General features: G+C 68.1%; 24 protein-coding genes. 15 read left to right on the plus strand and 9 right to left on the minus strand.

What is annotated here, in order from left to right:
• The 3 genes from RTM68_RS02690 to RTM68_RS02700 form a co-directional block, all read right to left on the minus strand.
• Nucleotides 1–269, minus strand: a 269-nt coding sequence (locus tag RTM68_RS02690) for a biotin/lipoyl-containing protein (RefSeq protein ID WP_312168002.1), incomplete at its 3' end; no start/stop codon positions are given.
• A 67-nt stretch (nucleotides 270–336) separates the two neighbouring features.
• On the minus strand, nucleotides 337–1,710 hold the full coding sequence (gene lpdA, locus RTM68_RS02695) for a dihydrolipoyl dehydrogenase (protein ID WP_312168004.1): 1,374 nt from the start codon (nucleotides 1,708–1,710) through the stop codon (nucleotides 337–339).
• A gap of 2 nt (nucleotides 1,711–1,712) precedes the next feature.
• Entirely contained in the window at nucleotides 1,713–3,185 is a 1,473-nt protein-coding gene (locus tag RTM68_RS02700; RefSeq protein ID WP_312168005.1) for a leucyl aminopeptidase, read from the minus strand.
• Nucleotides 3,186–3,291: 106 nt separating this feature from the next.
• Between RTM68_RS02700 and RTM68_RS02705 the strand changes: the two genes are divergently transcribed.
• From RTM68_RS02705 to RTM68_RS02715, 3 genes are all read left to right on the plus strand, one after another.
• Nucleotides 3,292–4,233 (plus strand): PAC2 family protein, encoded by a 942-nt coding sequence (locus RTM68_RS02705; protein ID WP_312168007.1) that lies wholly within the window; start codon nucleotides 3,292–3,294, stop codon nucleotides 4,231–4,233.
• Nucleotides 4,234–4,422: 189 nt separating this feature from the next.
• Nucleotides 4,423–5,655 carry an RNA polymerase sigma factor gene (locus RTM68_RS02710; protein WP_312168009.1) on the plus strand — a complete coding sequence of 411 codons (1,233 nt, stop codon included), beginning with the start codon at nucleotides 4,423–4,425 and terminating at the stop codon, nucleotides 5,653–5,655.
• Complete coding sequence (locus RTM68_RS02715) at nucleotides 5,655–6,347, plus strand: coenzyme F420-0:L-glutamate ligase (RefSeq protein ID WP_312168010.1); 693 nt, start codon at nucleotides 5,655–5,657, stop codon at nucleotides 6,345–6,347. Before RTM68_RS02710 ends, RTM68_RS02715 begins: the two co-directional genes overlap by 1 nt.
• A gap of 77 nt (nucleotides 6,348–6,424) precedes the next feature.
• Here the strand turns inward: RTM68_RS02715 and RTM68_RS02720 are convergent, their stop codons facing one another.
• A complete protein-coding gene (locus tag RTM68_RS02720; RefSeq protein ID WP_194764014.1) occupies nucleotides 6,425–7,441 on the minus strand; it encodes a sugar-transfer associated ATP-grasp domain-containing protein in 1,017 nt (338 codons plus the stop codon).
• Nucleotides 7,442–7,521: 80 nt separating this feature from the next.
• On the opposite strand from RTM68_RS02720, the gene RTM68_RS02725 reads away from it, so the two are divergent.
• Complete coding sequence (locus tag RTM68_RS02725; protein ID WP_312168013.1) at nucleotides 7,522–8,226, plus strand: alanine racemase C-terminal domain-containing protein; 705 nt, start codon at nucleotides 7,522–7,524, stop codon at nucleotides 8,224–8,226.
• Nucleotides 8,223–9,263 carry an alanine racemase gene (locus RTM68_RS02730; RefSeq protein ID WP_312168014.1) on the plus strand — a complete coding sequence of 347 codons (1,041 nt, stop codon included), beginning with the start codon at nucleotides 8,223–8,225 and terminating at the stop codon, nucleotides 9,261–9,263. Before RTM68_RS02725 ends, RTM68_RS02730 begins: the two co-directional genes overlap by 4 nt.
• Nucleotides 9,264–9,334: 71 nt before the next feature.
• Here RTM68_RS02730 and RTM68_RS02735 read toward each other — a convergent pair whose 3' ends face one another.
• Entirely contained in the window at nucleotides 9,335–9,547 is a 213-nt protein-coding gene (locus RTM68_RS02735) for a hypothetical protein (RefSeq protein ID WP_042540282.1), read from the minus strand.
• Nucleotides 9,548–9,729: 182 nt separating this feature from the next.
• On the opposite strand from RTM68_RS02735, the gene RTM68_RS02740 reads away from it, so the two are divergent.
• Nucleotides 9,730–11,832: a DNA topoisomerase IV subunit B gene (locus RTM68_RS02740; RefSeq protein ID WP_312168016.1), complete on the plus strand. Its 2,103-nt coding sequence runs from the start codon at nucleotides 9,730–9,732 to the stop codon at nucleotides 11,830–11,832.
• A 3-nt stretch (nucleotides 11,833–11,835) separates the two neighbouring features.
• On the opposite strand, the gene RTM68_RS02745 is transcribed toward RTM68_RS02740, so the two are convergent.
• Nucleotides 11,836–13,053, minus strand: coding sequence for a glycosyltransferase (locus RTM68_RS02745; protein ID WP_312168018.1), 1,218 nt, complete (start codon nucleotides 13,051–13,053; stop codon nucleotides 11,836–11,838).
• Between the two features lie 32 nt (nucleotides 13,054–13,085).
• Between RTM68_RS02745 and RTM68_RS02750 the strand changes: the two genes are divergently transcribed.
• From RTM68_RS02750 to RTM68_RS02765, 4 genes are read left to right on the plus strand one after another with little or no spacing between them, the layout of a single operon-like run.
• Nucleotides 13,086–14,075 carry an NAD-dependent epimerase/dehydratase family protein gene (locus tag RTM68_RS02750; RefSeq protein ID WP_312168020.1) on the plus strand — a complete coding sequence of 330 codons (990 nt, stop codon included), beginning with the start codon at nucleotides 13,086–13,088 and terminating at the stop codon, nucleotides 14,073–14,075.
• A complete protein-coding gene (locus tag RTM68_RS02755; protein ID WP_312168021.1) occupies nucleotides 14,072–14,869 on the plus strand; it encodes an MBL fold metallo-hydrolase in 798 nt (265 codons plus the stop codon). Before RTM68_RS02750 ends, RTM68_RS02755 begins: the two co-directional genes overlap by 4 nt.
• Nucleotides 14,869–16,161, plus strand: coding sequence for a F390 synthetase-related protein (locus RTM68_RS02760; RefSeq protein ID WP_312168022.1), 1,293 nt, complete (start codon nucleotides 14,869–14,871; stop codon nucleotides 16,159–16,161). Before RTM68_RS02755 ends, RTM68_RS02760 begins: the two co-directional genes overlap by 1 nt.
• Nucleotides 16,155–17,090: a 3-oxoacyl-[acyl-carrier-protein] synthase III C-terminal domain-containing protein gene (locus tag RTM68_RS02765; protein WP_312168024.1), complete on the plus strand. Its 936-nt coding sequence runs from the start codon at nucleotides 16,155–16,157 to the stop codon at nucleotides 17,088–17,090. Before RTM68_RS02760 ends, RTM68_RS02765 begins: the two co-directional genes overlap by 7 nt.
• A gap of 43 nt (nucleotides 17,091–17,133) precedes the next feature.
• Here the strand turns inward: RTM68_RS02765 and RTM68_RS02770 are convergent, their stop codons facing one another.
• The gene (locus RTM68_RS02770; protein WP_312168026.1) at nucleotides 17,134–19,578 is read right to left on the minus strand and encodes a DNA topoisomerase IV subunit A; all 2,445 of its coding nucleotides are present in this window, start codon (nucleotides 19,576–19,578) and stop codon (nucleotides 17,134–17,136) included.
• 59 nt (nucleotides 19,579–19,637) lie between these two features.
• Here RTM68_RS02770 and RTM68_RS02775 point away from each other — a divergent pair, with 59 nt between their 5' ends.
• Nucleotides 19,638–20,759, plus strand: coding sequence for an alkaline phosphatase family protein (locus RTM68_RS02775; protein WP_312168028.1), 1,122 nt, complete (start codon nucleotides 19,638–19,640; stop codon nucleotides 20,757–20,759).
• A gap of 28 nt (nucleotides 20,760–20,787) precedes the next feature.
• On the opposite strand, the gene sepH is transcribed toward RTM68_RS02775, so the two are convergent.
• Entirely contained in the window at nucleotides 20,788–21,828 is a 1,041-nt protein-coding gene (gene sepH / locus RTM68_RS02780) for a septation protein SepH (RefSeq protein ID WP_312168030.1), read from the minus strand.
• Between the two features lie 196 nt (nucleotides 21,829–22,024).
• Between sepH and RTM68_RS02785 the strand changes: the two genes are divergently transcribed.
• Nucleotides 22,025–22,318, plus strand: a complete 294-nt coding sequence (locus RTM68_RS02785; protein ID WP_042540214.1) for a DUF4193 domain-containing protein — start codon at nucleotides 22,025–22,027, stop codon at nucleotides 22,316–22,318.
• Nucleotides 22,319–22,383: 65 nt separating this feature from the next.
• On the opposite strand, the gene RTM68_RS02790 is transcribed toward RTM68_RS02785, so the two are convergent.
• Nucleotides 22,384–22,851, minus strand: coding sequence for a DUF3093 domain-containing protein (locus tag RTM68_RS02790; protein WP_312168032.1), 468 nt, complete (start codon nucleotides 22,849–22,851; stop codon nucleotides 22,384–22,386).
• A gap of 12 nt (nucleotides 22,852–22,863) precedes the next feature.
• Between RTM68_RS02790 and dut the strand changes: the two genes are divergently transcribed.
• The 3 genes from dut to RTM68_RS02805 are packed head-to-tail and all read left to right on the plus strand — an operon-like array spanning nucleotide 22,864 to nucleotide 24,666.
• Nucleotides 22,864–23,355, plus strand: coding sequence for a dUTP diphosphatase (gene dut, locus RTM68_RS02795; RefSeq protein WP_312168034.1), 492 nt, complete (start codon nucleotides 22,864–22,866; stop codon nucleotides 23,353–23,355).
• Nucleotides 23,348–23,935, plus strand: a complete 588-nt coding sequence (locus tag RTM68_RS02800) for a DUF3710 domain-containing protein (protein ID WP_194764001.1) — start codon at nucleotides 23,348–23,350, stop codon at nucleotides 23,933–23,935. Before dut ends, RTM68_RS02800 begins: the two co-directional genes overlap by 8 nt.
• Nucleotides 23,932–24,666 (plus strand): DUF3159 domain-containing protein, encoded by a 735-nt coding sequence (locus tag RTM68_RS02805; protein ID WP_312168036.1) that lies wholly within the window; start codon nucleotides 23,932–23,934, stop codon nucleotides 24,664–24,666. The genes RTM68_RS02800 and RTM68_RS02805 overlap by 4 nt, the downstream gene beginning before the upstream one ends.
• The last annotated feature ends 53 nt before the right edge of the window (nucleotides 24,667–24,719 follow it).

Raw genomic sequence — 24,719 nt, forward strand, 5'->3', positions numbered from 1 at the left:
GCGGGAGCGTCAGCAGCGGGTGCTGCAGCGCTGCCGTCGCCGATGCGCGCGAGCAGCGCACCGACCTCGACGGTCTCGTCCTCGGCGACCAGGATCTCCTCGATCACACCGGTCACGGGGGAGGGGATCTCGGTGTCGACCTTGTCGGTCGAGATCTCGAGCAGGCCCTCATCCGCCTGGACGGTGTCTCCCACCTGCTTGAGCCAGCGGGTGACCGTACCCTCTGTGACGCTCTCGCCGAGAGGGGGGAGGACGACGGATGTGCTCATGACTGAGTCTCCTTCAAGAAGTTAAATGACGCGTGACTAGCTTAGTGAACTGCGCACCGGTTGGTGTTCAGAGGGTGTGGAGGGGCTTTCCGGCGAGAGCGAGGAAGGCTTCGCCGAGCGCTTCGCTCTGCGTGGGGTGCGCGTGGATCAGGGGTGCGATGTCCTCCGGATGCGCTTCCCAGGCGACGGCCAACTGGCCCTCCGTGATGAGCTCGCCCACGCGGTCGCCCAGCAGATGGACGCCCACGACCGGCCCGTCCTTCAGCCGCACGACCTTGACGAGCCCACTCGTGCCGATGATCTCGCTCTTGCCGTTGCCGGCGAGGTTGTATTCGTAGGCGACGACGGCGTCCGCGCCGTGTTCCGCGACGGCGGCTTCCTCGGTCACGCCGACGGAGGCGACCTCGGGACTGGAGTACGTCACCTTCGGGATCTGCACGTCGGGGACGTTCGCAGGCGAGAGCCCCGCGATCCGCTCCGCGACGGCGATTCCCTGCTGGAAGCCGCGATGCGCCAACTGAAGCCCAGGAGTGATGTCGCCGACTGCCCACACGCCGGGAACACCGGTGCGCAGATCCGCGTCGACCGTGACGAACCCTCGATCAAGGGCGACTCCCGCCTCTTCGAAACCGAGGTCGGCGGTCACCGGACCGCGACCGACCGCGACGAGGAGGTAGTCGGCCGAGAACTCCTTGCCGTCTTCGAGGGTGACGGTGACCGAGCCCTCGTCCTGGGTGGCGGTCTGGAAGCGGGTGCCGAGCGAATACTGGATGCCGCGGCGGCGGAAGGCACGCTCCAGGCCCTTGCTCATGGCGATGTCCTCGTTGGGGACGAGGTGCGGCAGAGCCTCGATGATCGTGACCTCGGTGCCGAACGAGCGCCACACGCTCGCGAACTCGACGCCGATGACGCCGCCGCCGAGGATCAGCACGCGCTCGGGGATCACATCGAGGGCCAGCGCCTGCTCGCTCGTCAGGATGCGCCCGCCGATCTGGAGGCCCGGCAGCGTGCGGCTGTAGGAGCCGGTGGCGAGGACCACGTCGGTGCCCACGTAGACGTCGTCGCCCACGCCGACCGAGCGATCGGCGTTGAGGCGGCCCAGTCCGGCGACGGTGGTGATGCCACGTGCCTTCACGAGTCCTTCGAGACCCTTGTACTTCTTCGCGACGATGCCCTCGCGGTAGGCGCGGACGCCCGCGGGATCGATACCCTCCAGCGTCGCGGAGATGCCGACGTGAGCGGCGTCGCGCACGTGCTCCGCGACCTCAGCGGCATGCAACAGCGCCTTCGTGGGGATGCAGCCGCGGTGCAGGCAGGTGCCGCCGACCTTGTCCTTCTCGATGAGGGCGACGGACTTGCCGAGCTCGCTCGCACGCAGGGCGGCCGCATATCCGCCGCTCCCGCCTCCCAGGACGACGATGTCGAAGGTGTGCGTTGTCATGGTCATGCCTCCTGGTGGGATGCGTCGGCGAACGCGATGATCGATCGGACCATGGCGCCCGTGGGGCCCTTGTCGGTGAAGCCGTACGGCGCACCGTTGTGCTCGCCGGATCCGGCGATGTCGAGATGCACCCACGGGATGCGCGGTGCGTCCTTCTCGTCCGAGACGCGACCGACGAACCGACGCAGGAAGAGTCCGGCGTACGACGCCCCGCCCATGCGGTCGCTCATGTTCGCGTTCTGCATGTCGGCGATGGGGGAGTCGAGGGAGTCCTCCATGTGGTCGGGCAGCGGCATGTGCCAGGCGAGCTCGTCTGCGGCCTCCGCCGCGGCGAGGAATTCCTTCACGACCCCGTCGTCGCCGAAGACGCCCGTGTGCCGGTGGCCGAGGGCCATGACGATCGCGCCGGTCAGCGTCGCGACGTCGATGATCACATCCGGATTCTCACGGCTCGCGGCGACAAGACCGTCGGCCATGACCAGTCGGCCCTCGGCATCCGTGTTCGGGACCTCGACCGTCGTGCCGTCCAGCATCCTGATGACGTCGCCCGGGCGCAGCGCCCGGCCCGACGGCATGTTGTCGGTGATGCACAGCCAAGCCGTGACGCGCACCGGGAGGCCCAGAGTGGCGATGGCCCGCACCGCGGCGACGCTCGTCGCGGCCCCCGCCATGTCGAACTTCATGCCGACCATCGACGCCGCGGGCTTGAGGGACAGGCCGCCGGTGTCGAACGTGATGCCCTTTCCGACCAGCGCGATGTGGCGGACGGCGTTCTCGGGCGCGTAGTCGAGGCGCACCAGACGCGCGGGGCGGTCGGATCCCTGTGCGACCCCGAGGATGCCCCCGAAGCCCTGCTCGGCGAGCGCCTTCTCGTCGAGGATCTCGACCGTGACGTCGAGGCCCGCCACGCTGTCGGCGGCGCTCTGCGCCAGCTGTGCGGGACTCTGCCACTCCGCCGGAACGAACACGAGGTCCTTGATGAGCGCGACGGCTTCTCCTGCGGCGACGGCGCGTGCCTGCGCGGTCTCGTCGAGATCGGCGTGCAGGATCACCGATGTCGCGCGGCTCTTGCCCGCGTCGCGGCGGTAGCCCTCGAAGCGGTAGCCGCCGAGCACGGCACCCTCTGCGGCGGCATCCGCGAACTCCTCGAGTCCGGGGGCCAGGCCCAGGGAGACGGTCGCGAATCCGGTCAGCGACCGCAGGGCGGCGCCGACCGCGGTGCGCACGGTGCCGGCGTCAGGGGTGCGTCCGACGCCGACGACGGCGAACGGAAGATCGGTGACCTCCGGGGCGTACACGCGGGTGAACGCCGATGCCGACCCGGTGAACCCGACGGCCGCGAGCGAAGCGGCGAGTCCGGGGTGACCGGACAGCGACTCGGAGGAGTCCGAGATGTCGGCGATGACGAGCACTGCGGCGTCTGCAGCGCTTCCGGGGAACTGATCTGAGGTGCGCGAGAGCGCGGGAAGCGTCATGCCCTCCATCCTACGGATCGACACGGGCGGGATCGCGGAGCGGAGTGTTCGCTCTCAGCATGACGCCCGCTGCCCTCCCGTCGGAACGTGCTCGTAGCATGGAGACATGCCCTTCTCCGGAGACATCCATGAACGTGTCGCGAACGCGCCGGCCGTGCCGCGCGGGCTGCCGCTTGTCCTGCTCCTGACGGGCTTCACCGACGCCGGCAACGCCGTCTCCGGCCTCATCGAGCACCTGCGCGAGACCACGTCACCGCAGCCGATCGCGGTGTTCGACAATGACGTCCTGCTCGACTACCGCGCACGACGCCCGGTGATCTCGTTCGACCAGGATCACCTCACCGAGTTCCGGCCCGCACGACTCGAGTTGGCGCTCGCGACCGATGCACTCGGCCAGAAGTTCCTGCTGCTGTCCGGCTACGAGCCCGACTTCGCCTGGAATGAGTTCGCGCGCACCGTGCTCGAGCTCGCGGACGAGTTCGAGGTCTCAGGACTGAACTGGGTTCATTCGATCGCGATGCCGGTGCCGCACACCCGCCCGATCGGCACCACGGTGAGCGGCAACCGCCGCGAGCTCACGGTCGCGCACTCGGTCTGGCGGCCGCGCACCCAGGTACCGGCCACCGCGGGTCACCTGCTCGAGTTCCGGTTCGCGGAGCGCGGGGATCGCGTCGTCGGTTTCGTCCTCCTCGTGCCGCACTACCTCGCGGAGACCGAGAACCCGGATGCTGTGATCACTGCCGCCGAGCGCCTGATGGCGGCGACGGGGCTGGTGCTGATGCTCGACGAGATCCGTGAGAGCCGCGAGGCCTACGTGAACCGGGTCGACGAGCAGGTGATCGGCAACGATGAGCTGCAGCAGATGGTCCACGGACTCGAGCGTCGCTATGACGCCTACATGGCGGGACGCGATCCGGAGGACGGCAGCTTCGACGAGGGTGGCTTCAACGAGCGGGACCTTCCCAGCGCCGACGAACTCGCTGCCGAGCTCGAGAGGTACCTCGCCTCTCGTCCCAGCGGTGATGACGACAAGCAGGGGCGAGGCTGACCGTCGAGCGACGTCGGACGGCACATCGCGGAGCCGAACTCGGCCGTAATGCACCCGCATCCCCACACGTGTGCGATACTAGGACTCTGACCCGTTGTCAATCGATCTTTTCGGAGATCCGACTTGACAAGGGTCTTACTAGTGTCCGAAAAGTCCCGGGGTCGTCAGCGGCCCCGTGAAAGGCGAAACGTGACTCCTGCCACGACAAAGAACACCCGGACGAAGAAGACCGCTGAAGCTCCGGAGGGCGAGGCGAAGGTCGAGGAGGTGGCTGAGAAGCCTGCCCCGAAGACCGCCGCGCAGCGCGCCGCTGCCAAGCGCGCCCCCGCGAAGAAGAAGAAGGCGGACGACATCGTCGAAGATGACGAGGCTCCCGTCGCAGAGGCGGCCGAGGAGGAGGACGAGGACTCCAAGCCCAAGTTCACCGAACCGCTGCCCACCGGCGCGATCGTCATCTCGTCGAACGACGATGAGGACGTCCCGGTCTACTCGACCCAGATCACCGGCGCCACCGCCGACCCGGTCAAGGACTACCTGAAGCAGATCGGAAAGGTCGCGCTCCTCAACGCGGCCGAAGAGGTCGAGCTCGCGATGCGCATCGAGGCCGGTCTGTTCGCGGAGGAGAAGCTCTCCGCGATGTCGGCCGCCGAGAAGACGAGCCAGCTCGGACTCGACCTGCAGTGGGTCGCCCGCGACGGACAGCGCGCGAAGAGCCACCTGCTCGGTGCCAACCTCCGTCTCGTCGTCTCCCTCGCGAAGCGCTACACCGGCCGCGGCATGCAGTTCCTGGACCTGATCCAGGAGGGCAACCTCGGTCTGATCCGCGCGGTCGAGAAGTTCGACTACACCAAGGGCTTCAAGTTCTCGACGTACGCCACCTGGTGGATCCGTCAGGCGATCACCCGCGCGATGGCCGACCAGGCCCGCACCATCCGTATTCCCGTGCACATGGTCGAGGTCATCAACAAGCTCGCGCGCGTGCAGCGTCAGATGCTCCAGGACCTGGGTCGCGAACCCACTCCCGAAGAGCTGAGCCGCGAGCTCGACATGACGCCGGAGAAGGTCGTCGAGGTGCAGAAGTACGGCCGCGAGCCGATCTCTCTGCACACCCCGCTCGGTGAAGACGGAGACAGCGAGTTCGGTGACCTCATCGAGGACACCGAGGCCGTCGTTCCCGCGGATGCCGTCGGGTTCACGATGCTGCAGCGCCAGCTCGAGCAGCTGCTCGACTCGCTGTCCGAGCGCGAAGCGGGAGTCATCCGCATGCGCTTCGGACTCGGCGACGGACAGCCGAAGACGCTCGACCAGATCGGTGACACGTTCGGCGTGACGCGTGAGCGCATCCGCCAGATCGAGTCGAAGACGATGGCGAAGCTGCGCCACCCGAGCCGCTCGCAGTCGCTGCGGGACTACCTCGAGTGATGCAGGCGAACGAAGGCAAGGCTCTCGAAGCGACGGTCGACGGCACGAGCTACGCTCGCATCCCGTTGAAGACGCGCGTCGTGATGCCGAACGACGACCTCGACGCCGTCATCACGGAGTACGCGAAGGATGCCGTGCAGCCGGGCGACCTGCTGTTCGTGACCGAGAAGATCGTGGCGATCACGCAGGGGCGGTCGTACCGCCTCGACGAGATCACGCCGCGACCTCTCGCACGTTTCCTCTCGAAGTACGTGGTGCGCACGTCGTACGGGATCGGCCTCGGCATGCCCGAGACCATGGAGATGGCGCTGCGCGAGTGCGGCACTCTCCGCATCCTGTTCGCCGCCGGAGTCTCGGTGATCACCAAGGCGTTCGGTCGACGCGGCGACTTCTACCGCATCGCCGGCGACAAGGCGCGCGCGATCGACGGGCCGACGAAGAACACGATCCCTCCCTATAACGAGGCCGTTGTTCTCGGACCGAAGAACCCGCGTGAGGTCGCCCTCCGCGTGCAGAAGCTGGTCGGCGCCGACGTCGACGTGGCGGTCGTCGACATCAACGACATCGGCGGGAACATCCTCGGCTCGACGCTCGACAAGGCCGGCGAACGTCGCCTCGTCCAGATCCTCGGCGACAACCCGCTCGGTCAGGCGACACAGTCCACACCGATGGGCATCGTCCGCGCGGTCTGACCGCGACTGCGTGATCTGATACGAGGAAGGCCCGGATGCTCAGCATCCGGGCCTTCCTCGTATGCCGTCGCCGCGGCTCAGAAGCCGATCGCGGCCTGATAGCGCGGCTTGTGACCGGTGCGGATGCCGGTGACGCTGGGCTTGTTCTCGTACACGCCAGCGCCCCAGTTGCCTTCGACGAGCACCGGGCCCTCCGGAGTGACGACGATGTCCCACCCGACATACTGCACCTGCGGCACGACCCTGGCGGCCTGGTCGACGAACTTCTTCACCTCGTCGATCATCGGCAGCTGGAACTCGGCGATCGGGAAGCCGGAGTCCGGGTGGGTCACGTGGACGTGCCCGTGCGAGTCGTAGCCGGGGCCGACCGAATGGCCGTTCTCGTCGAGCATCGTGTAGAAGCCGCCGAAGCTCATCTGGTCGCTCACGGCGCCGCGACCGAACTTCTGGGCCATGGCGAGGATGTGGGTCTTCTCGCCGTCGAAGAACGCCGTGACGCGGGTGGTGTTGACGGTTCCGGGGCACACGGCCGCGAGATCGGCGTGCTGACGGATGACCTCCTCGACGAGAACCTGGTTCTTGCCGAGCAGCTCGGCGTGGAACGCGTTCCAGTCGGTGACGTCGGCCGCGTGGTAGCGGTGGACACCCGTGCCCGCCTGGCCGTGGGTCTCCTTGACGACGATCGTGCCCTGCCGCTCGGTGAAATCGCGAAGCTCGTCGGCGTTGCCTTCGACGATCATCATCCACTCGCGCTTGAGCAGGGCGTCGAAGCGTCCGTTGAACTCGGCCTTGTCGTGGAAGAGGTGGCGGTAGTCGGGGTGATCGTACTTCTGGGAGATCTCGTTCGAGACCGGGTGCGTCATGTACGTGTCGCGCTCCGCCTTGGTGAGGATGGCGAAGTCGTAGTCGATGTAGTCCTGGAAACCGACGTTGTGACGACCGGCCGACCACAGCATGTCCGCGACCACGACCGGCACGGCCTTGCCGTGCTGCGCAGAGGCTTCCTTGGCCCGCTCGACGACCGAGGCGACATCGATGCGACGGGCGCGCGCGAGCAGATAGCGGACGCGGGGCACGGGGGAAAAGCGTGACATGGATCTCCAGGGTCGGGTACTGCACCAGTCTACGGGGGAGGCTCAGGGCAACCTGGAAGGCCCGGGTTAGGCTGGAGGGCGTGTGTGAGACGACTTCCTCCTCCCGCCCGCGCGCGATGATCTCCCGATCTGCTCTCGCCTCGGGCGCGTCGGCAGCGGTGGCCGCCGGCGGGCACCTGGCGGACCTGCGGCGCGACGCCTGGGGGCACGGAGTGCTCGCCGTCGCCCACGCGGTCACCGCGGCAGGTGCAGGCGCCGTGCTCGTGGACTCGGAGGAGGAGGCCGAGACGCTCGCGCTCGAGGGGATCGAAGCGACCACCGACGGGACCGCCGACATCGATGCCCGTCTGCTCTATGGTCTGCCCGATGCCGAGGGTGCGCTCCGGACGAGGCCCGTGATGCGTCTGATCGGGCGCGTGCTGTCGACGAAGCCGCTCAAGGCGGGCGACGCGGTCTCCTACGGCTACACCTACCGAGCGACCGATGCCACGACCGCAGCCCTCATCACCGGGGGCTACGCGCAGGGGGTCGTGCGCGCGCTCGGCAATGCGGCGCACGTCGAGATCGGGGGAGCCGTCCTCCCGATCGTCGGGCGTGTCGCGATGGACGTCTGCGTCGTCGATCTCGGAGTGCACGAGGTCTCCGTCGGCGCCGAGGCCACGTACTTCGGCGGCACCGGAGCGGTGGCGCCCGCACTCGCCCGCTGGAGCGCGATCACGGGACTCTCGGTGTCGGAGCTGATCACCGTCGCGGGCACCCACGCCGACCGGGGGTGGGAGGCATGAGTCGTCCCGAGCTGCGGTTGCACACCGATCGACTCGTCGGGAACATCCGCGCCGTGCGTGAGCGGATCGCTCCCTCGCAGCTGATGATGGTGTTCAAGGATGACGCGTACGGTCACGGATTGACCTGGGCGGTGGAGTCGGCGCGCGATGCAGGGATCGAGTGGTACGGGTCGTACGACATCGCCAGCGGCGTCGAGATGCGACGCCTGCTCGGATCCGACGGCCGGATCTTCGCGTGGGTGACGTCGACGGATGACGAGATCGACGAGGCGCTGGCGCATCACATCGACCTCGGCGTCGGAACCGCGGAGTACCTCGATCGCGTCATAGAGCGGGCGAGGGCGCTCGGCACGCGCGCGCGGATCCATCTCAAGATCGATTCGGGTCTGCACCGCAACGGCCTGCTGCCGGAGGAATGGGAGGACACCGTCGCGGTCCTCCGCGCTGCGGAGCGCCAGGGGCTCGCCGCGTTCGTCGGCATCTGGAGCCACCTCGCGGAGGCCAGTGACGCCGAGGACGACGACGCGCGCGCAGTGTTCCTCGAGGCGGTCCGCGTCTCCGGCGAGTCCGGCGCGACGCCCGAGGTGCTGCACCTGACAGCCTCGGCGGCGTCGTGGTGGCGGCCGGAGCTCCGGGGCACCCTCTCGCGTATCGGGGCCTTCTGCTACGGCATCAGATCGGCTGAGGGTCCGGAGCTCGACGGGATCGCGCCCGTCGCCGAGCTGTCGGCCGCGGTGACTCGAGTGCTCGGCGATGACGTGGTGATCGCGATCGGCTCCTTCGACGGCATCCCGTCGACGCTCGTCGGTGCCGAGGTCGGAACGCCGGCCGGAGCCCGAGAGCTGCGGAGCGTGGGCGAGACGTCGTCCGTCGTGGCCGGCTGGCCCGGGGCCGCGGTGGGCGACGAAGTCGCGCTGTTCGGCAGCGGCGAGCACGGCGAGCAGAGCGCCACCGGTCTCGCCGAGCGGATCGACACCGTGGGTGAGGAAGTCCTCACGAGGCTCACTCCCCGTGTGCGGCGCGTCATCGTCTCATGAGGCGAAGAGCGTCGTGACATGGAAAACGGAGCCCGACGTACGACGGGCCCCGTTCTCGACGAGGGCTGCGATCAGTCGATCAGGCGAGCGGTCTCGTCGTGCCAGCTGGTGGCGATGCTGCGGAGCTTCTCTTCGTACTTGCGGCCGTGGTGGGCGCAGAAGAGCAGTTCGGAGCCGTTGACCTCGGCCGCGATGTAGGCCTGAGCGCCACAGGAATCGCAGCGATCCATAGCGGTCAGGCGGAACTCGACGGCGGAGGTCTCTCGTTCGGTCGTTGCGTTCATCACGGTGCCTCCTTGAGTGTCGGGTTCGCTGGTTGGGCGTGTTCAATACAACCACGCGATTCCTGTGTGCATGCCCGCTTTGCGGCGTGTTTCGCTCAGCGCGTACGCGGCGCCGGTCGTGTGGTGGCCCGCGGGGAGTGTCTGCGCGGCTCCGGCCCACTGCGCGAATAGACTCGGAGATTGTGACCGCCGAGTATTCCGCCCATCATCTCCAGGTGCTCGAAGGGCTCGAGGCCGTCCGCAAGCGCCCCGGTATGTACATCGGGTCGAACGGGTCGCCGGGTCTGATGCACTGCCTGTGGGAGGTCATCGACAACGCCGTCGACGAGGCCGTGGCGGGCAACGGGTCGAAGATCGACGTGATCCTGCATTCCGACGGCAGCGTCGAGGTCCATGACCGAGGTCGCGGCATCCCCGTCGACGTCGAGCCGCGCACCGGCCTCACCGGTGTCGAGGTCGTCTTCACCAAGCTGCACGCGGGAGGCAAGTTCGGCGGCGGTTCGTACGCGGCATCCGGCGGATTGCACGGCGTCGGCGCCTCCGTCGTCAACGCCCTCTCGGAGCGCCTCGACGTCGAGGTCGACCGTGGCGGCAAGACGTACGCGATGTCCTTCCACCGCGGTGAGCCCGGGCTCTTCGCCGACAAGGGCGAGAAGCGCCCCGATGCGCCGTTCACGCCGTTCGAGCAGAAGAGCGAGCTGCGTGTGATCGGAAAGGCGCCCCGTGGCGCGACCGGCACTCGCGTGCGGTATTGGGCCGACCGGCAGATCTTCACCAAGGACGCCGCCTTCCAGCTCAACGAACTCGAGACGCGAGCGCGCCAGACGGCGTTCCTCGTGCCCGGGCTCGAGATCGTCGTGAAGGATGCCCGCGCGACGGGCGAGGGCGACGAGGCCGCCCAGGTCGACGAGACCTCCTACCACTACGAGGGTGGCATCTCGGAGTTCGTCGAGTACCTCGCGACCGATGCGCCGGTCACCGACACCTGGCGCATCCAGGGGGAGGGGACCTTCACAGAGACGGTCCCCGTGCTGCAGGCGGACGGACACATGGTCGCGACCGAGGTCGAGCGCGTCTGCGCCGTCGACATCGCGATGCGGTGGGGAACGGGCTACGACACGGTGACCCGCTCGTTCGTCAACATCATCTCCACCCCCAAGGGCGGCACGCACCAGCAGGGCTTCGAGCAGGAGCTGCTCAAGCTGCTGCGTGCGCAGGTCGAGCAGAACGCGCGCCGACTCAAGGTCGGCAGCAACGACAAGGTCGAGAAGGATGACGTACTGGCGGGTCTCACCGCCGTGCTCACCGTGAACGTGCCCGAGCCCCAGTTCGAGGGACAGACGAAGGAGGTGCTCGGTACCCCCGCCGTGCGCCAGATCGTCGCACAGGTGCTCCGCAAGGACCTGGCCGCGCGGTTCGCGTCGACGAAGCGCGATGACAAGAGCCAGGCCACGCAACTGCTCGACAAGGTCGTCGCCGAGATGAAGGCGCGCGTCTCGGCCCGCGCTCACAAGGAGACGCAGCGTCGGAAGAACGCTCTGGAGTCGTCGACCCTGCCGACGAAGCTCGTCGACTGCCGGACGAACGAGGTCGACCGCAGCGAGCTCTTCATCGTCGAGGGAGACTCGGCGCTGGGCACGGCCAAGAACGCGCGCAACAGCGAGTTCCAGGCGCTGCTGCCGATCCGAGGGAAGATCCTCAACGTGCAGAAGGCATCGGTCGGCGACATGCTCTCGAACGCCGAGTGCGCCTCGATCATCCAGGTGATCGGCGCCGGCTCCGGTCGAAGCTTCGACATCGATGCCGCACGCTACGGCAAGGTGATCCTGATGAGCGACGCGGATGTCGACGGCGCGCACATCCGCACGCTGCTTCTCACGCTGTTCTACCGCTACATGCGACCGCTCATCGAACATGGGCGCGTCTTCGCCGCCGTGCCGCCGCTGCACCGGGTCATCGTGATGAACCCCGGCTCCAAGCCGAACGAGACGATCTACACGTACAGCGAGCAGGAGATGCATGCGCTCCTGACCAAGCTGCGCAAGGCCGGCAAGAAGTGGCACGAGCCCATCCAGCGCTACAAAGGCCTCGGTGAGATGGATGCCGAGCAGCTGGCGACCACCACCATGGATCGCGGCGGACGTCTGCTCCGCCGAGTCCGGATGGAGGACGCGGAGGCAGCGGGGCGCGTGTTCGAACTCCTGATGGGCAACGAGGTCGCGCCGCGGCGTGAGTTCATCATCGAGTCGTCCGATCGGCTCTCGCGCGAGGCCATCGACGCCTGACTCTCATCGCGACGGCGGCAGGACCGAGCGGTAGACCCCGAGCAGCGCGTCAAGATGAGCGTGCTGGGCGACCCGGTCGCGGTGGGCGATCGCTGCGGTGCTCATCGCCGTGATCCTGGCGGGGTCGTCGCGGAGCTCTCGGAGGGTCGCGACGAGTCCGTCGGCGTCCGGCGTGCTGGTCACCGCTCCGCCGCCCGCCGGAAGCATCTCCGCCAGGTCGGGGTCGGAGACGACCACCGGGAGGCCTGCGGCGATCGCCTCGAGGATCACCATCGGCTGATTGTCGAAGTCGAGAGAGCTCGAGACGAGCACATGCGCATCGCGCATGCCCGCGAGAACTCGGGACTGCGGTACTGCGCCGTGCACGGTCAGTCGTCCCTCCGGCAGGTCGGCGGAAGCCGCGGCCACTCGAGTCCTCGCGACTCCGTCGCCGAACATCTCGGCGCGGATGCCGGTCAGCCGCCGGACTGCGTCGAGGAAGACCTCGGGGCGCTTCTCCGGCGACAGTCGTCCGCACCACACCACCCGCAGGTCCTCACCCGGCTCGACCACGCGTGCGAGGGGAATACCGACCTCCGTCAACACCGAGTCCTCCAAGCCGTTGGACAGCACGGTCAGCGGCGTCCGGACCCCCTGGTCGACGAGTTTCGAAGCGAAGTGCCGAGAGGGGACGATGACGTGATCGGCATGGTTCGCCTGGCCCACCATCAGCCGCCACATCCGCCTCGCCGTCCGCGTGGCGGTGTACGGAGTCGTCGGATCGAGCTGCGCCGTGTCGTGGCTCATGCGGCGGCGATGCATCGCGGCGAGCGGGATCGTCGTGACGGAGGGAAGCGGCAGCACCGAGCGTGTGTAGACGTCGATGCGCCCGTGCATGGTCTGCACGACCGGAATACCCTGGGCCCGTGCGGCCTCGAATCCTGCGAGAGCGGCGAACATCTCGGTGTGCACGTGCACGATGTCGATCGCGTGGCGGCGCAGCCCCTCGAGCAGCACGCCCGCAGCGGCTGAGGGCGTCCAGGTGAACGGGTACCCGTCGGGTGCGAAACCGCGGGCGGTGGGCAATCGCACGATGTGCTCATCGTCGCTCGGTCCCGACAGGGGACAGAACACGAACACCTCGTGTCCCGCGTCTTCGAGGGCCTCTCGATGTGCCTTGATCACGGTCTGCACTCCGCCCAGTGTCGGCAGGTAGTAGTCGGTGACCATGGCGATGCGCACTCGACCACAATAGGGCGGCTATCGTGAGGTGCATGTCCGGAGCCCGTGTGCTGGTGACGGGGGCGAGCGGGTTCCTCGGTGGCTACGTCGTGCACGAGCTGCACCGACACGACTACGAGGTCTTCGCCGCCGGGCGGAATGCGGCGGCCCTCGCCCGCGTCGCCGACGAGCGACACCGGGTCGTGGGAGATCTCGCTTCTCTCCCGTCGCGGGAACTTCCGGTCGACGCCGTCATCCACTGTGCGGCGCTGTCGACTCCCTGGGGCTCGTGGAAGGAGTTCCACGAGGCCAACGTCGCAGGTACTCGCCATGTCGTGGAGTTCGCACGGCGCAATCACGTGCGGCGGCTCGTGCATGTGTCGTCGCCGAGCGTCTACGCCGCGAACCGCGACCGCCTCGACATCCGCGAGTCCGAGGTCGACCGCACCAACCGTCTGAACGGCTACATCCGTTCGAAGATCGCGGCGGAGGATCTGCTCCTCGATGCACTCGATGCGCAGGAGGTCGAGGAGCTCGTGATCCTCCGGCCCCGTGGCCTCATCGGCGCCGGCGACCCGAGCCTGGTTCCGAGGCTGCTGGACGTGCACGCCAGGGTCGGGGTGCCCCTCTTCGGGGGCGGGGAGAACCTGATCGACGTCACGGCCGTCGAGAACGTGGCATCCGCGCTCCGACTCGCGATCACCCGGGGAGACGCCGCGGGCGGGGTGTACAACATCTCGAACGGCGATCCCCGCCGATTCCGCGATCTGCTGACGACGTTGCTCACCCTGCTGGGGGAGCAGCCGCGCTTCCGCCCCCTGAACAGACGGATCGCCTGGGCTCTCGCATCGACGCTGGAAGCGGTCTGCTCCCTGATCCCCGGTCGACCGGAACCCCCGCTGACCCGGTACACCCTGAGCACGATCGCCTACTCGCAGACCCTCGACATCTCACGGGCGAGGGAGGATCTCGGCTATCGGCCGGAGGTCTCCCTGGACGATGCGCTCGTCGCGGTCGCCGCGCATCTGAAGGCCGGCTCGTGACGGGGCGCCTGCGTCACTACGTCTGCGGCAGCACGTCTCACGACGTCGGCGCGATGTTCCGCGGTGTCACCGCCGGTCGGCGCGAGTTCCCCTCGGGCGCTTTCCTCTACGACGCCGAAGACGGTCGTCGCGTGCTCTTCGACACGGGATATGCGACGGGTGCCTGGCGCACGGGGTGGCGCGGCGACGTGTATCGGCGGCTTCTGCCTCCGCATGTCGTCGACAGTGACGACATCGCGGCGCAGCTCTCCGCGGACGGCATCGATGCGGCGTCCGTCACGCATGTCGTCCTGTCTCACCTGCACCCGGATCACGTCGGAGGAGTCCGGCGCTTTCCCGGAGCGACCTTCGTGCTCAGCGCGGGGCATGAGCGCACGCTGCTTAGCCCCCGACTGCGCTCGGGCGTGCTGCCCGGGCTGTTCCCCGAGTGGTTCCCGCGCGGCGCTCGGATCGTGCTGGAGGAGGAGTCGTTCCGTCGGGTCCGCATCGGCTCGGTCGAACTCCGGGCCCACGACCTGCTCGGTGACGGGTCGTACCTCGTGCTGGATCTTCCCGGACATGCCGACGGTCATCTCGGTGCGCTGGTCGACGGTCGGGTGCTGCTCGCCGGGGATGCCGCGTGGGGGAGTGATCTCCTCGACGTCTCATCGAGGCTGCGAGCGCTGCCACGGGCCATCCAGCACGACGCAGGCCGTTACGCCGACACGGCGGAGAGGCTGCGACGACTCGCCGAGGAGGGGATCCGGGTCGCCTGCAGCCATGATCCGCTCGACGCGAAGGATCTGATCGACTGATGGGCAAGCTGCGGATCCTGCGCGAGTTCGCGATGGTGCGGTGGTTCCGTCCGATGCGCACACGAGCGGCGGTCGATCGACGCCAGAGACGCCTGCTGGCCGCGCATGTGCGGTTCCTGCGGCGACGATCGCCGTACTTCGGAGAGTTGCTGAAGACGCGTTCTTTCGCGGACCTGCCACTCATGGATAAGAGCATCATGATGAGCCGCTTCGACGAGATCAACACGGTCGGTGTCTCCCGTGATGCCGCACTCGCGCTCGCGATCGCGAACGAGCGTGCTCGCTCGTTTAGCACCGACCTCGGGCCGAACTCCGTCGGGCTCTCCAGCGGCACGAGCGGGCACCGTGGACTGTTCATCGTCAGCGATGCCGAGCGCGACGCCTGGGTGGGCACCGTGCTCGCGCGCACGCTCCCGCGCGGGATGCTGCTCGGGCACCGGATCGCGCTCTTCCTGCGCGCGGACAACACGCTCTACGAGTCGGTGGGATCGAAGGCTGTGTCGTTCCGCTACTTCGACGTCTATGCGGACATGGATGAGAACATCGACCGACTCCACGAGTACCGGCCGACCATCCTCGTCGCACCGCCTTCCGTGCTGCGGGTGATCGCGCGGGCCGCCGATTCCCGTCGGTTCGACGCGTTCCCGCAGAAGGTGTACTCGGTCGCAGAGGTGCTCGAGATGTCGGATGAGCAGCGCATCCGGAAGTCGCTCGTCCAGAGGAGGATTCATCAGCTCTACCAGTGCACGGAAGGATTCCTCGCCCACACCTGCGAAAAGGGCGTGATCCATCTCAACGAAGACGGTGTGCTGGTCGAACGCGAAGCGCTGGACGGTGAGCGCTTCACGCCGATCGTGACGGATCTGCGTCGCCGCGCCCAGCCGATCGTGCGTTACCGACTGGGCGACGTCCTCCGTGAACGGCGTGAACCGTGCCCGTGCGGAAGTGCTCTCACCGCGATCGAGCGGATCGAGGGACGGGAAGGGGACACCCTCGTCTTCCGGAGACTCGACGGTCGCAGCATCCCGGTCTTCGCCGACGTGATCACGCGGGCTCTGATCCACGCCGACGGATTCGATGAGTATCGAGTGACGCAGACCGGTGAGTCGCGGCTGGAGATCGCGCTCGACACGGTCGATGATCGATCTCGGCGCCGCGTCACCGACGAGGTCGACGCGCTGGCCGATCGACTGCACTGCGAACGGCCTGAGCTCGTCTTCGTCGATTACGTGAGCGACGGGGCGGTCAAGCTGCGCCGAGTCGTGCAGGAATGGGGGGACCGGAGATGGTGAAGAGCTGCGAGATCAGGGGATGGGGAACTTCTCTGCCCGCACGTACCGTGCGTTTCGGCGACGACGTGCGCTATCGCATCGAGGATCATGTGTCGCATCTCGACATGCTGGTCGACGCGTGTGAGCGGGCGTTGGACGCCGCGGGCATCACAGCAGACGAGGTCGACCTGGTGCTCGGTGCCTCGGCCGCCGGAATCCAGCCGATCCCCTGCACTGCGGCACTCGTGCTCGAGCGACTCACGCTCACCGGGCACGCGGCCGCCTTCGATGTGAACTCGACCTGCACCAGCTTCATCACGGCGCTCGACGTGGCTTCGCGATATCTCGATGCCGGCGACCACGAGACGATCCTCGTGTTCGCGGGCGACGTGGGCACGCGCTTCCTCAATCCGGAGCAGCGTGAGAGCTTCGAGCTGTTCAGCGACGCGGGCGCCGCCTTCGTCCTGCGGCGCTCCGCCCGACCCGGGCGCGGAGTGATGGCGACCGCTCAGCGCACCTGGCCCGCGTACGCCCATGACACCGAGATCAGGGGAGGGCTGTCGCGGTCGCCCGCGCAGCGGTTCGCGCAGAGCGACGCGGCGGACTATCTCTTCGACATGGACGGACGTCGGGCGCTGCTCGGGATGATGCGGGTGCTCCCGGAGTTCTTCGGCGACTTCCATCGCGCGTCGGGCATCTCGTACGACGACGTCGCCCTGTGGGTGCCGCACCAGGCGTCCGCGGCACTCGGGCCGATGCTCGACCGCCTCGGCATCCCGGCTGAGCGGCGCGTCGACGAGGTCGCCGCGTTCGGCAACATGGTCTCCGCTTCGGTGCCGTTCATGCTCGCGCGATCACTGGACAGCGGTCGACTCGCGTCGGATGACATCGTGATCCTCTGCGGAACCGCCGCCGGCCTCACCGCGAACATCCTCGCGCTCCGCATCTGACGACGCTCAGCGTCGACGACGGTCCGGCTGACGGCGAACGCTCTCAGACCAGGGTGCGGCCGATGCTCCCGATCACGCCGTCGATCGGCTGACCGGACGCATCGCGACGAGCGCCGGGCTCGGGGAGCTTGCGCACGGCTCCGGTCGGGTCCACGGCCTGTGCCGGGTTGGGGCCCACCCACGCGATCATGAGCCGGTCCTCGCCCTTCAGGAAGGCGTGGGCGCGCACACCGCCGGTGGCGCGGCCCTTCGACGGGTACTCCGTGAACGACGACACCTTTGCGCGGCCCGGTTCGGTCCCGGGCAGGCTGCTGTCGGAACCCGAGACGGTCGCGACCACTGCATCGGTCTCCGGCGGCACCGCCCCGAAGAACAGGACGGTCGAGCCCGAGCTGAGCTTGATCCCCGCCATGCCGCCCGCCGGCGCGCCCTGTGGGCGGACGACCGAGGCGGAGAATCGCAGGAGCTGGGCATCGGTCGTCACGAAGACGAGGTCGGCCTCGTCACGAGCCTCCATGGCACCGATGACCGAATCTCCGGGCTTCATGCCGATGACCTCGAGATCGGGCCGTACGGGCAGCGTCGACGGGACGATGCGCTTCACGATGCCCTGGGCGGTTCCGAGCGCCACAGGCACGTCGCTGTCGAACCGGATGAACTCGAGAATCCGTTCACCGCGGGTCGTGATCCCGAGGTAGTCGCGCAGCGGAGTACCGGCGGCGAGCTGGACGGACGACGATGGCACGGACGGCAGATCGACGGGGGAGAACCGCAGCACGCGTCCCTCGGTCGTCAGTGCCCCGATGTCGGCCCGCACCGTCGTCTCGACCGTCGTCAGGATGGCGTCGTGCTTGCTCCGACGGGCGGGCACGGTCAGCTCCTGCCCCTCGGCGAGGTCGACGCGCACTGCGCGACCCGTCGTGGAGAGCACGAGGACGGTCGGCGCGTCGGCGATCTGCAGGTCGGCTGTCGCGCCCTTCGATGCGCGCGGCTTCGGGGGCGCCGCATTCATCAGAAGGGTGCGTCGGGGCGTGCCGTATGCGTCGGCCGCGGCATCCAGCTCTGTGGCGACGGCGGCCCGCAGCAGCACGTCGCTCGCGAGCAGCTCGCGGAGCCGTGCGATCTCGGCGAGCAGCGAGTCCCGCTCGGCTTCGAGCTCGATACGCGAGAACTTCGTGAGTCGACGCAGGCGCAGTTCGAGGATGTACTCGGCCTGCAGCTCGCTGAGATCGAAGACCGAGCGCAGACGCGTTCGAGCCTGCTCGGAGTCATCGGATGAGCGGATGACCTGGATGACCTCGTCGATGTCGAGGATCGCGATCAGCAGTCCCTCGACGAGGTGCAGACGCTCTTCGCGGCGTGCGAGGCGGTACCGGCTGCGCCGCGTGATCACCTCGAGGCGATGCGCAACGTAGACGCTGAGCATCTCCTTCAGCCCGAGCGTGCGGGGCTGCCCGCCGACGAGGGCGACGTTGTTGATGCTGAAGGAGTCCTCCAGCGGGGTCAGGCGGTACAGCTGCTCGAGCACGGCGTTCGGGTCGAACCCCGTCTTGATGCCGATGGCGACACGCAGACCGTGATTGCGATCGGTGAGGTCGGTGACGTCGCTGATGCCCTGCAGCTTCTTCGACTGCACCGCGTCGCGGATCTTCTCGATGAGGCGTTCAGGACCGACCATGTACGGCAGCTCGGAGACGATGATGCCGGTGCGGCGCGGCCCCAGGGATTCGATCGAGACCTTGCCGCGCACCTTCAGAGCACCGCGACCGTTCGCATATGCATCCTTGACGCCGTCGAGCCCCATGAGGATGCCGCCTGACGGGAAGTCCGGGCCGGGCACGAACTCCATGAGCTCTTCGGTCGTCGCATCGGGGTTCTCGAGCAGATGGGTCGCCGCCGCGACGACCTCGATGAGGTTGTGTGGCGCCATGTTCGTCGCCATGCCGACCGCGATGCCGCTCGCACCGTTGACGAGAAGATTCGGGAAGGCCGCGGGGAGAACCGCAGGCTGCTGGAACTGGCCGTCGTAGTTTGGCACGAAGTCGACGACGTCCTCATCGAGGTTCTCGGTGAGTGCCATCGCCGGAGCGGCGAGACGCGCCTCCGTGTATCGGGCTGCGGCCGGTCCGTCATCGAGCGAGCCGAAGTTGCCGTGACCGTCGACGAGCGGCACGCGCAGAGCGAAGTCCTGGGCGAGGCGCACCAGCGCGTCGTAGATCGCCGAGTCGCCGTGCGGGTGCAGCTTTCCCATCACCTCGCCGACGACACGGGCGCTCTTCACGTGACCGCGATCGGGACGCAGCCCCATCTCGGCCATCTGATACAGGATGCGGCGCTGCACGGGCTTGAGGCCGTCGCGGGCATCCGGGAGCGCACGCGAATAGATGACCGAGTAGGCGTACTCGAGGAACGAGCCCTGCATCTCGCTCTCGAGATCGATGTCCTGGATTCTCTCCGGAGCGAGCTCGGGCGGCGGGGTCTTCGGCATGGCCATCCTGAATGGTGCGAGGCTGAGGTCGTAGGGGAGCCTGTGTCAGACTGGCTCGGATGTCCCTCATGCTACCGTCCGAGTCGCCCACCGCCCGGAGCCTCGTCGGGGTGGCGGACGACCTGTTCGCCGCTCTCCGCGGGGAGTCGGCGCATCTGCCGCGCGCCACCTCGGTCGTGCTGGTGCTGATCGACGGGCTCGGGGCGATCGGACTCCGGGCGCACGCCGGTCACGCACGAACCCTCACCGGGGGGATGGCGAAGAAGGATGTGGCGCATTCCGTGTTCCCGTCGACCACGGCTGCTGCTCTGACGAGTCTTCTCACGGGCGCGTGGCCCGGTGAGCACGGCCTGGTCGGGTACCGCGTCCTCGATCCGTCTCGTGATGTGCTCGTGAATCAGCTGACGGGATGGGAGTCGGAGGGACTGGACCCGGCGACGTGGCAGGCGAAGCCGACGATCTTCGAGCGTGCCCGCTCCGAGGGGCGTCCGGCGTTCGCGGTGGGCGTGGCCGCCTATGCGCACAGCGGATTCACGCGCGCCACGTTGCGCGGCGCCGAGTTCGTCGCGGCGGACACCCCTGCCGAACGCATCGCGACCGCGTACGATCTCGCCGAACGGCATCCGGGCTCTCTCGTGTACTGCTACCTGCCCGAGGCCGACAAGGCAGGACACAGGCACGGCGTGGCCTCCCACGAATGGGTGACGGCGCTGGAGGAGATCGACGGTGCTCTCGCACGTCGGGTGCCTCCCGGCGTCGGCGTCGTCGTCACATCCGATCATGGGATGGTCGACGTTCCGGCTCAGCGGCAGATCGTTCTCGAGGCCGAGCACCTTCAGGGTGTCCATGCCATCGGAGGCGAGCCGCGGATGCTGCACGTCTATCTCGATGATGAGGCGGACGTCGACGACACGGCAGCGCGATGGTCACGAGACCTCGACGGCCTCGCAGACGTCGGCACACGCGGGCAGGCGATCGACGCGGGGTTCTTCGGTCCCGTGGTGACGGACGACGCCGCATCGCGGATCGGGGATCTCCTCGTGGTGGCGCGCGGGAACGGCGCCGTGTACGACGGCACGGCGCCCGACCAGAGAAACCGGGGAATGATCGGCCAGCACGGTGGAATCACGCCGGAGGAGCGACAGGTGCCGCTGATCCGCTTCGGCGCTTTCGTGCGCTGAGCCTCACTCCGCCGTCGCGAAGGCCGGACTACTCGTCGGTGCGCGCTCCGAACACGATCTCGTCCCATGACGGCATCGCGTTGCGTCGCTTGCGTCGGCCGCTGCTGTCCGAACCGCTGGGCTCGGGTGCGGGGTCCGGCGCTGCGCTGGTGTCGTCGATCGGGCCTGTCTGCTGCAGTGCATCGAAGATCGCGATCGGGTCGTTGTCGACTCCGAAGACGTCGTCGTCGAGGATCGGCGCAGTCTCGCGCTGACCTCGTCTGCGGCGCAGGGCCTCGAGCAGGTCCGCTGTCTCCGGACTGGTGGTCTGCGACTCCGGAGCACGCTTGGTCGCCGCATCCTGGACAGATGCGGGGGAGCGCTCGGGCAGGGCGGCGTCTTCGACGATCTCCGGGGCGGGGACGAGGCGGGGGCCGAAGGCACCGGAGTCGAAGCGGCTCTCGTCCTTGTACGGCGATGTCTGGCGCTCGCTCTCGACCGCGCGCAGACGAGGAATGAGTCCCTCCGGCAGCGAGCCCTGGCGAGAGAGCTGGGTGGCATCGGCGTTCAGCGGTGCGAGGGCACTGCGCCGCGGGTCGAAGCTCCACCGGGCATCATGCTCGACCTCGTTCGCCGCGAACTCGAGCTTGATGATCCAGCCGTTCTCGTCTTTCCAGCTCGCCCAGCGCTCCGCCGATGCCTCGACATCGCTGAGCTTCGCCCGGATGGCGGTGCCGAACGTCGGCTGCGCGTCGGGCTCGACCTCGCTGCCGATCAGCACCGGAACGGCGAGGGCCTGACCGATGATGTGCTCGCGTTCCGCGAGAACCGGGCCTTCGAAACGTGCCACGTCCTCGACGGTGATCCCGAGCAGTTCGGCGACCTCGGGGGCGGTGAGTCCGGCGCGGATCTGCGCCTGGATGTCGCGGGGGCTCGCTGCGAGACGCTGCGGCGTGGGCTCGCCCTGACGGGTCGCCCGTCTGATCTCGCGGTGCAGGACGTCGTCGATGGGCAGCGCGAACCGCTCGCCCGACTCGGTTGCGAGTACCAGGACTCCTGCTTCTGTGCCGACGATGGTGACGTTTTCCATGCGAATGCCCCTCTGATGGGTGTGCATTCATGGTGTCACGGGGCCGTGCCCGGAGCCGGGAATACTCTGGGCGCGCCGCCAGTTTGCTCTGTCGCACCCACGGGCATTTGCTTATTGTCCCGAGGTCGTGCAAACTATGGCCGCCGATTACCCCGACGGCGTACCACCCACTCGCATGAAAGTGGAGATTCACCACATGGCAACCGACTACGACGCTCCCCGCAAGAGTGAAGACGACTCCGAGTCGATCGAAGCCCTCAAGGAGCGTGTGCCGGACAAGCTCTCCGGCTCCTCGGGAGACGAGGACGCGGACAACCCGTCCAGCTTCGATCTTCCTGGCGCCGACCTTTCCGACCTCGAACTCGACGTCGTCGTGCTGCCCGCGCAGCAGGACGAATTCACCTGCATGAACTGCTTCCTGGTGAAGCACCGTTCTCAGCTCGACCACGAGGGAGCTTCCGGCCCCATCTGCAAGGAGTGCGCCGCCTGAGCGCATCCGAGCGACGCTCCGCGCGCCTCTGACCATCCGGTCAGGGGCGCGTTCGTCTGTGTGGGTCAGTCCCGCGCGTGACGGATCGCCGCCGCGAGTCGGTCAGGCGTGCGCGTCGAGATGGTCCACGCGTCGACCGGATCATCGACGTCGAGATTGGGAACGACGACGATGCCGTCGATCCCGCCTCGGATCATGTGCCATCCCCGTGCGGGGAGCCCAGGGCCCCGCGCCTGTCGGGCCTCCTCGCCGGTGAGTGCCACCGGATCGCCGAGATGGTGGCAGGCGATGTGCGCCCGCCCCGCACGGAGGATGCCCTCCTCGACCGAGACCAGCGGTGCCGCGGCGACGAGCGCGATCACGAGCAGCGCAGAGACCGCCGCGCCGATGATCAGCGCGAAGGTCGCTGAGCCGAGCGGGATGAAGATGAGCGACACCATCGGGCCTGCGAGAGCCACCGTCACCAGGAGCCAGAGGCTCGGCGAGAGCCTCTCGCGGTAGCGCGGTCGTGTGTCGGGAGCGATGTTCTGCATTAGCCTCGTGGGGTGACTGATTCCGTTGATCTCCCCATTATCGCGCCTGTGCTCGACGGCGCAGCCGTCGTGCCCGGATACGCGCATCCGGGAGACGCCGGCGCCGACCTCGTCGCGGCCGAGGCCGTGCACCTCGAGCCGGGGGAGCGCGCCCTCGTCGCGACGGGCGTGCGCATCGCCCTTCCGGAGGGATATGCCGCGTTCGTCGTGCCGCGCAGCGGGCTCGCCGCCAAGCACGGGATCTCCATCGTCAACTCGCCCGGCACGGTGGATGCCGGCTATCGGGGTGAGATCAAGGTGAGCCTGATCAACACCGACATCCGCAGCGCGTACGATGTCGCCGTCGGCGATCGCATCGCGCAGCTGATCATCATGCCGGTGACGCGCGCCGTCTTCATCCCCGTCGACGAGCTGCCGGACAGCGTCCGCGGCGAAGGCGGTTTCGGCTCGACCGGCTACCAGGCAGCATCCCACTCGAATCCAGCAGGACAGGCCAATGACTGACAACAACGCGACTCCCTCGAAGTCGGCCCCCGAGAACCGGGCGACCGAGGGCCCCTTCGACGACTCCGAGGCGAATCCGGTTCGGCCGTACATCGACCTCGGGGGCATCAAGATCCTTCCTCGAGAGGGACTGAACCTGCGACTCGAGGTCGAGGAGCAGTCGAAGCGCATCGTCGCCGTCGGCCTCGACTACGCGGACTCCTCGCTGCAGGTGCAGCCGTTCGCGGCGCCGCGTTCCGGTGGACTCTGGGACGAGACCCGTGTGCAGCTGCGCGATCAGGTCCGCACCCAGGGCGGTCGCGTCGAAGAGCGCGAGGGCCCGCTGGGCAAGGAGCTCCTCGCCGAGGTGCCCGCGACGGCGAACGAGGGATCCGGTCTGCGTCTCGCACGGTTCGTGGGCATCGACGGACCGCGGTGGTTCCTGCGCGGCGTCATCGGCGGAGCCGCAGCATCCGACCTCGAGGCTGCAGCCAAGGTCGAGGACCTCTTCCGCTCGATCGTGGTCGTCCGCGGCGGAGCGCCCATGCCGCCTCGCGATCTGATCCCCCTCAAGATGCCCGCGACGCCCGGTTCGGCGTGAGCACCCCGGCGTCTGAGCCGGAGCGCGAACAGAGCGCCTCGGACATCCTCGGTGCAGCCCTGGGTGGCGCGGCCCGCCGTGCCGGTCTCGATCCGACCGAGACCGGAGCGACGCACAAGGTCGTGTGGTCGGCGATCGGCGGGTGGCGAGGGATCCTCGAGTCCGTCCTGCCGAGCCTCGCTTTCGTCATCCTCTTCACGATCGCGCCGGAGCCGCTGATCCTCCCTCTCGGGGTGTCTGTGGGCCTCGCGGCGGTGTTCACGGTGGTCCGGCTCATCCAGAAGTCGCCGCCGTCGGCGGCCATCGGCGGGCTCGTGGCGGCCGCGGCGGCCGCGGCGCTGGCGCTGTGGACGGGAAGAGGTGAGGACAACTTCGTTCCCGGGCTCATCACGAACGCGGCGTACGGCACTGCGATGCTCGTGTCGGCGCTCATCGGATGGTCGCTCATCGGACTCGCCGTCGGGTTCCTGATGGGTGAGGGCACGGCCTGGCGCAACGACCGACGCAAGCGACGCGCATTCCTCTGGCTCGGCGTCGCCTGGGCGGCGCTGTTCTACGCGAGGCTCGCCGTGCAGCTGCCGCTGTATCTCGCGGGTGAGGTGACCGCCCTGGGCACTCTGAAGCTCATCATGGGCCTACCGCTGTTCGCGCCGCTGATCGCCGTCACCTGGCTGGTCGTGCGCGCGCTGTACCCACGCACCGCGAATTCCGGAACACCGCAGGAGTCGTGATAGATTTATCTTGATATCAAGATAAATTGCAGGCTTTCGCCCGGAGGCTGAGC

Origin of the sequence: Microbacterium sp., from assembly GCF_031988965.1 — a bacterium.
Lineage (GTDB): Bacteria > Actinomycetota > Actinomycetes > Actinomycetales > Microbacteriaceae > Microbacterium.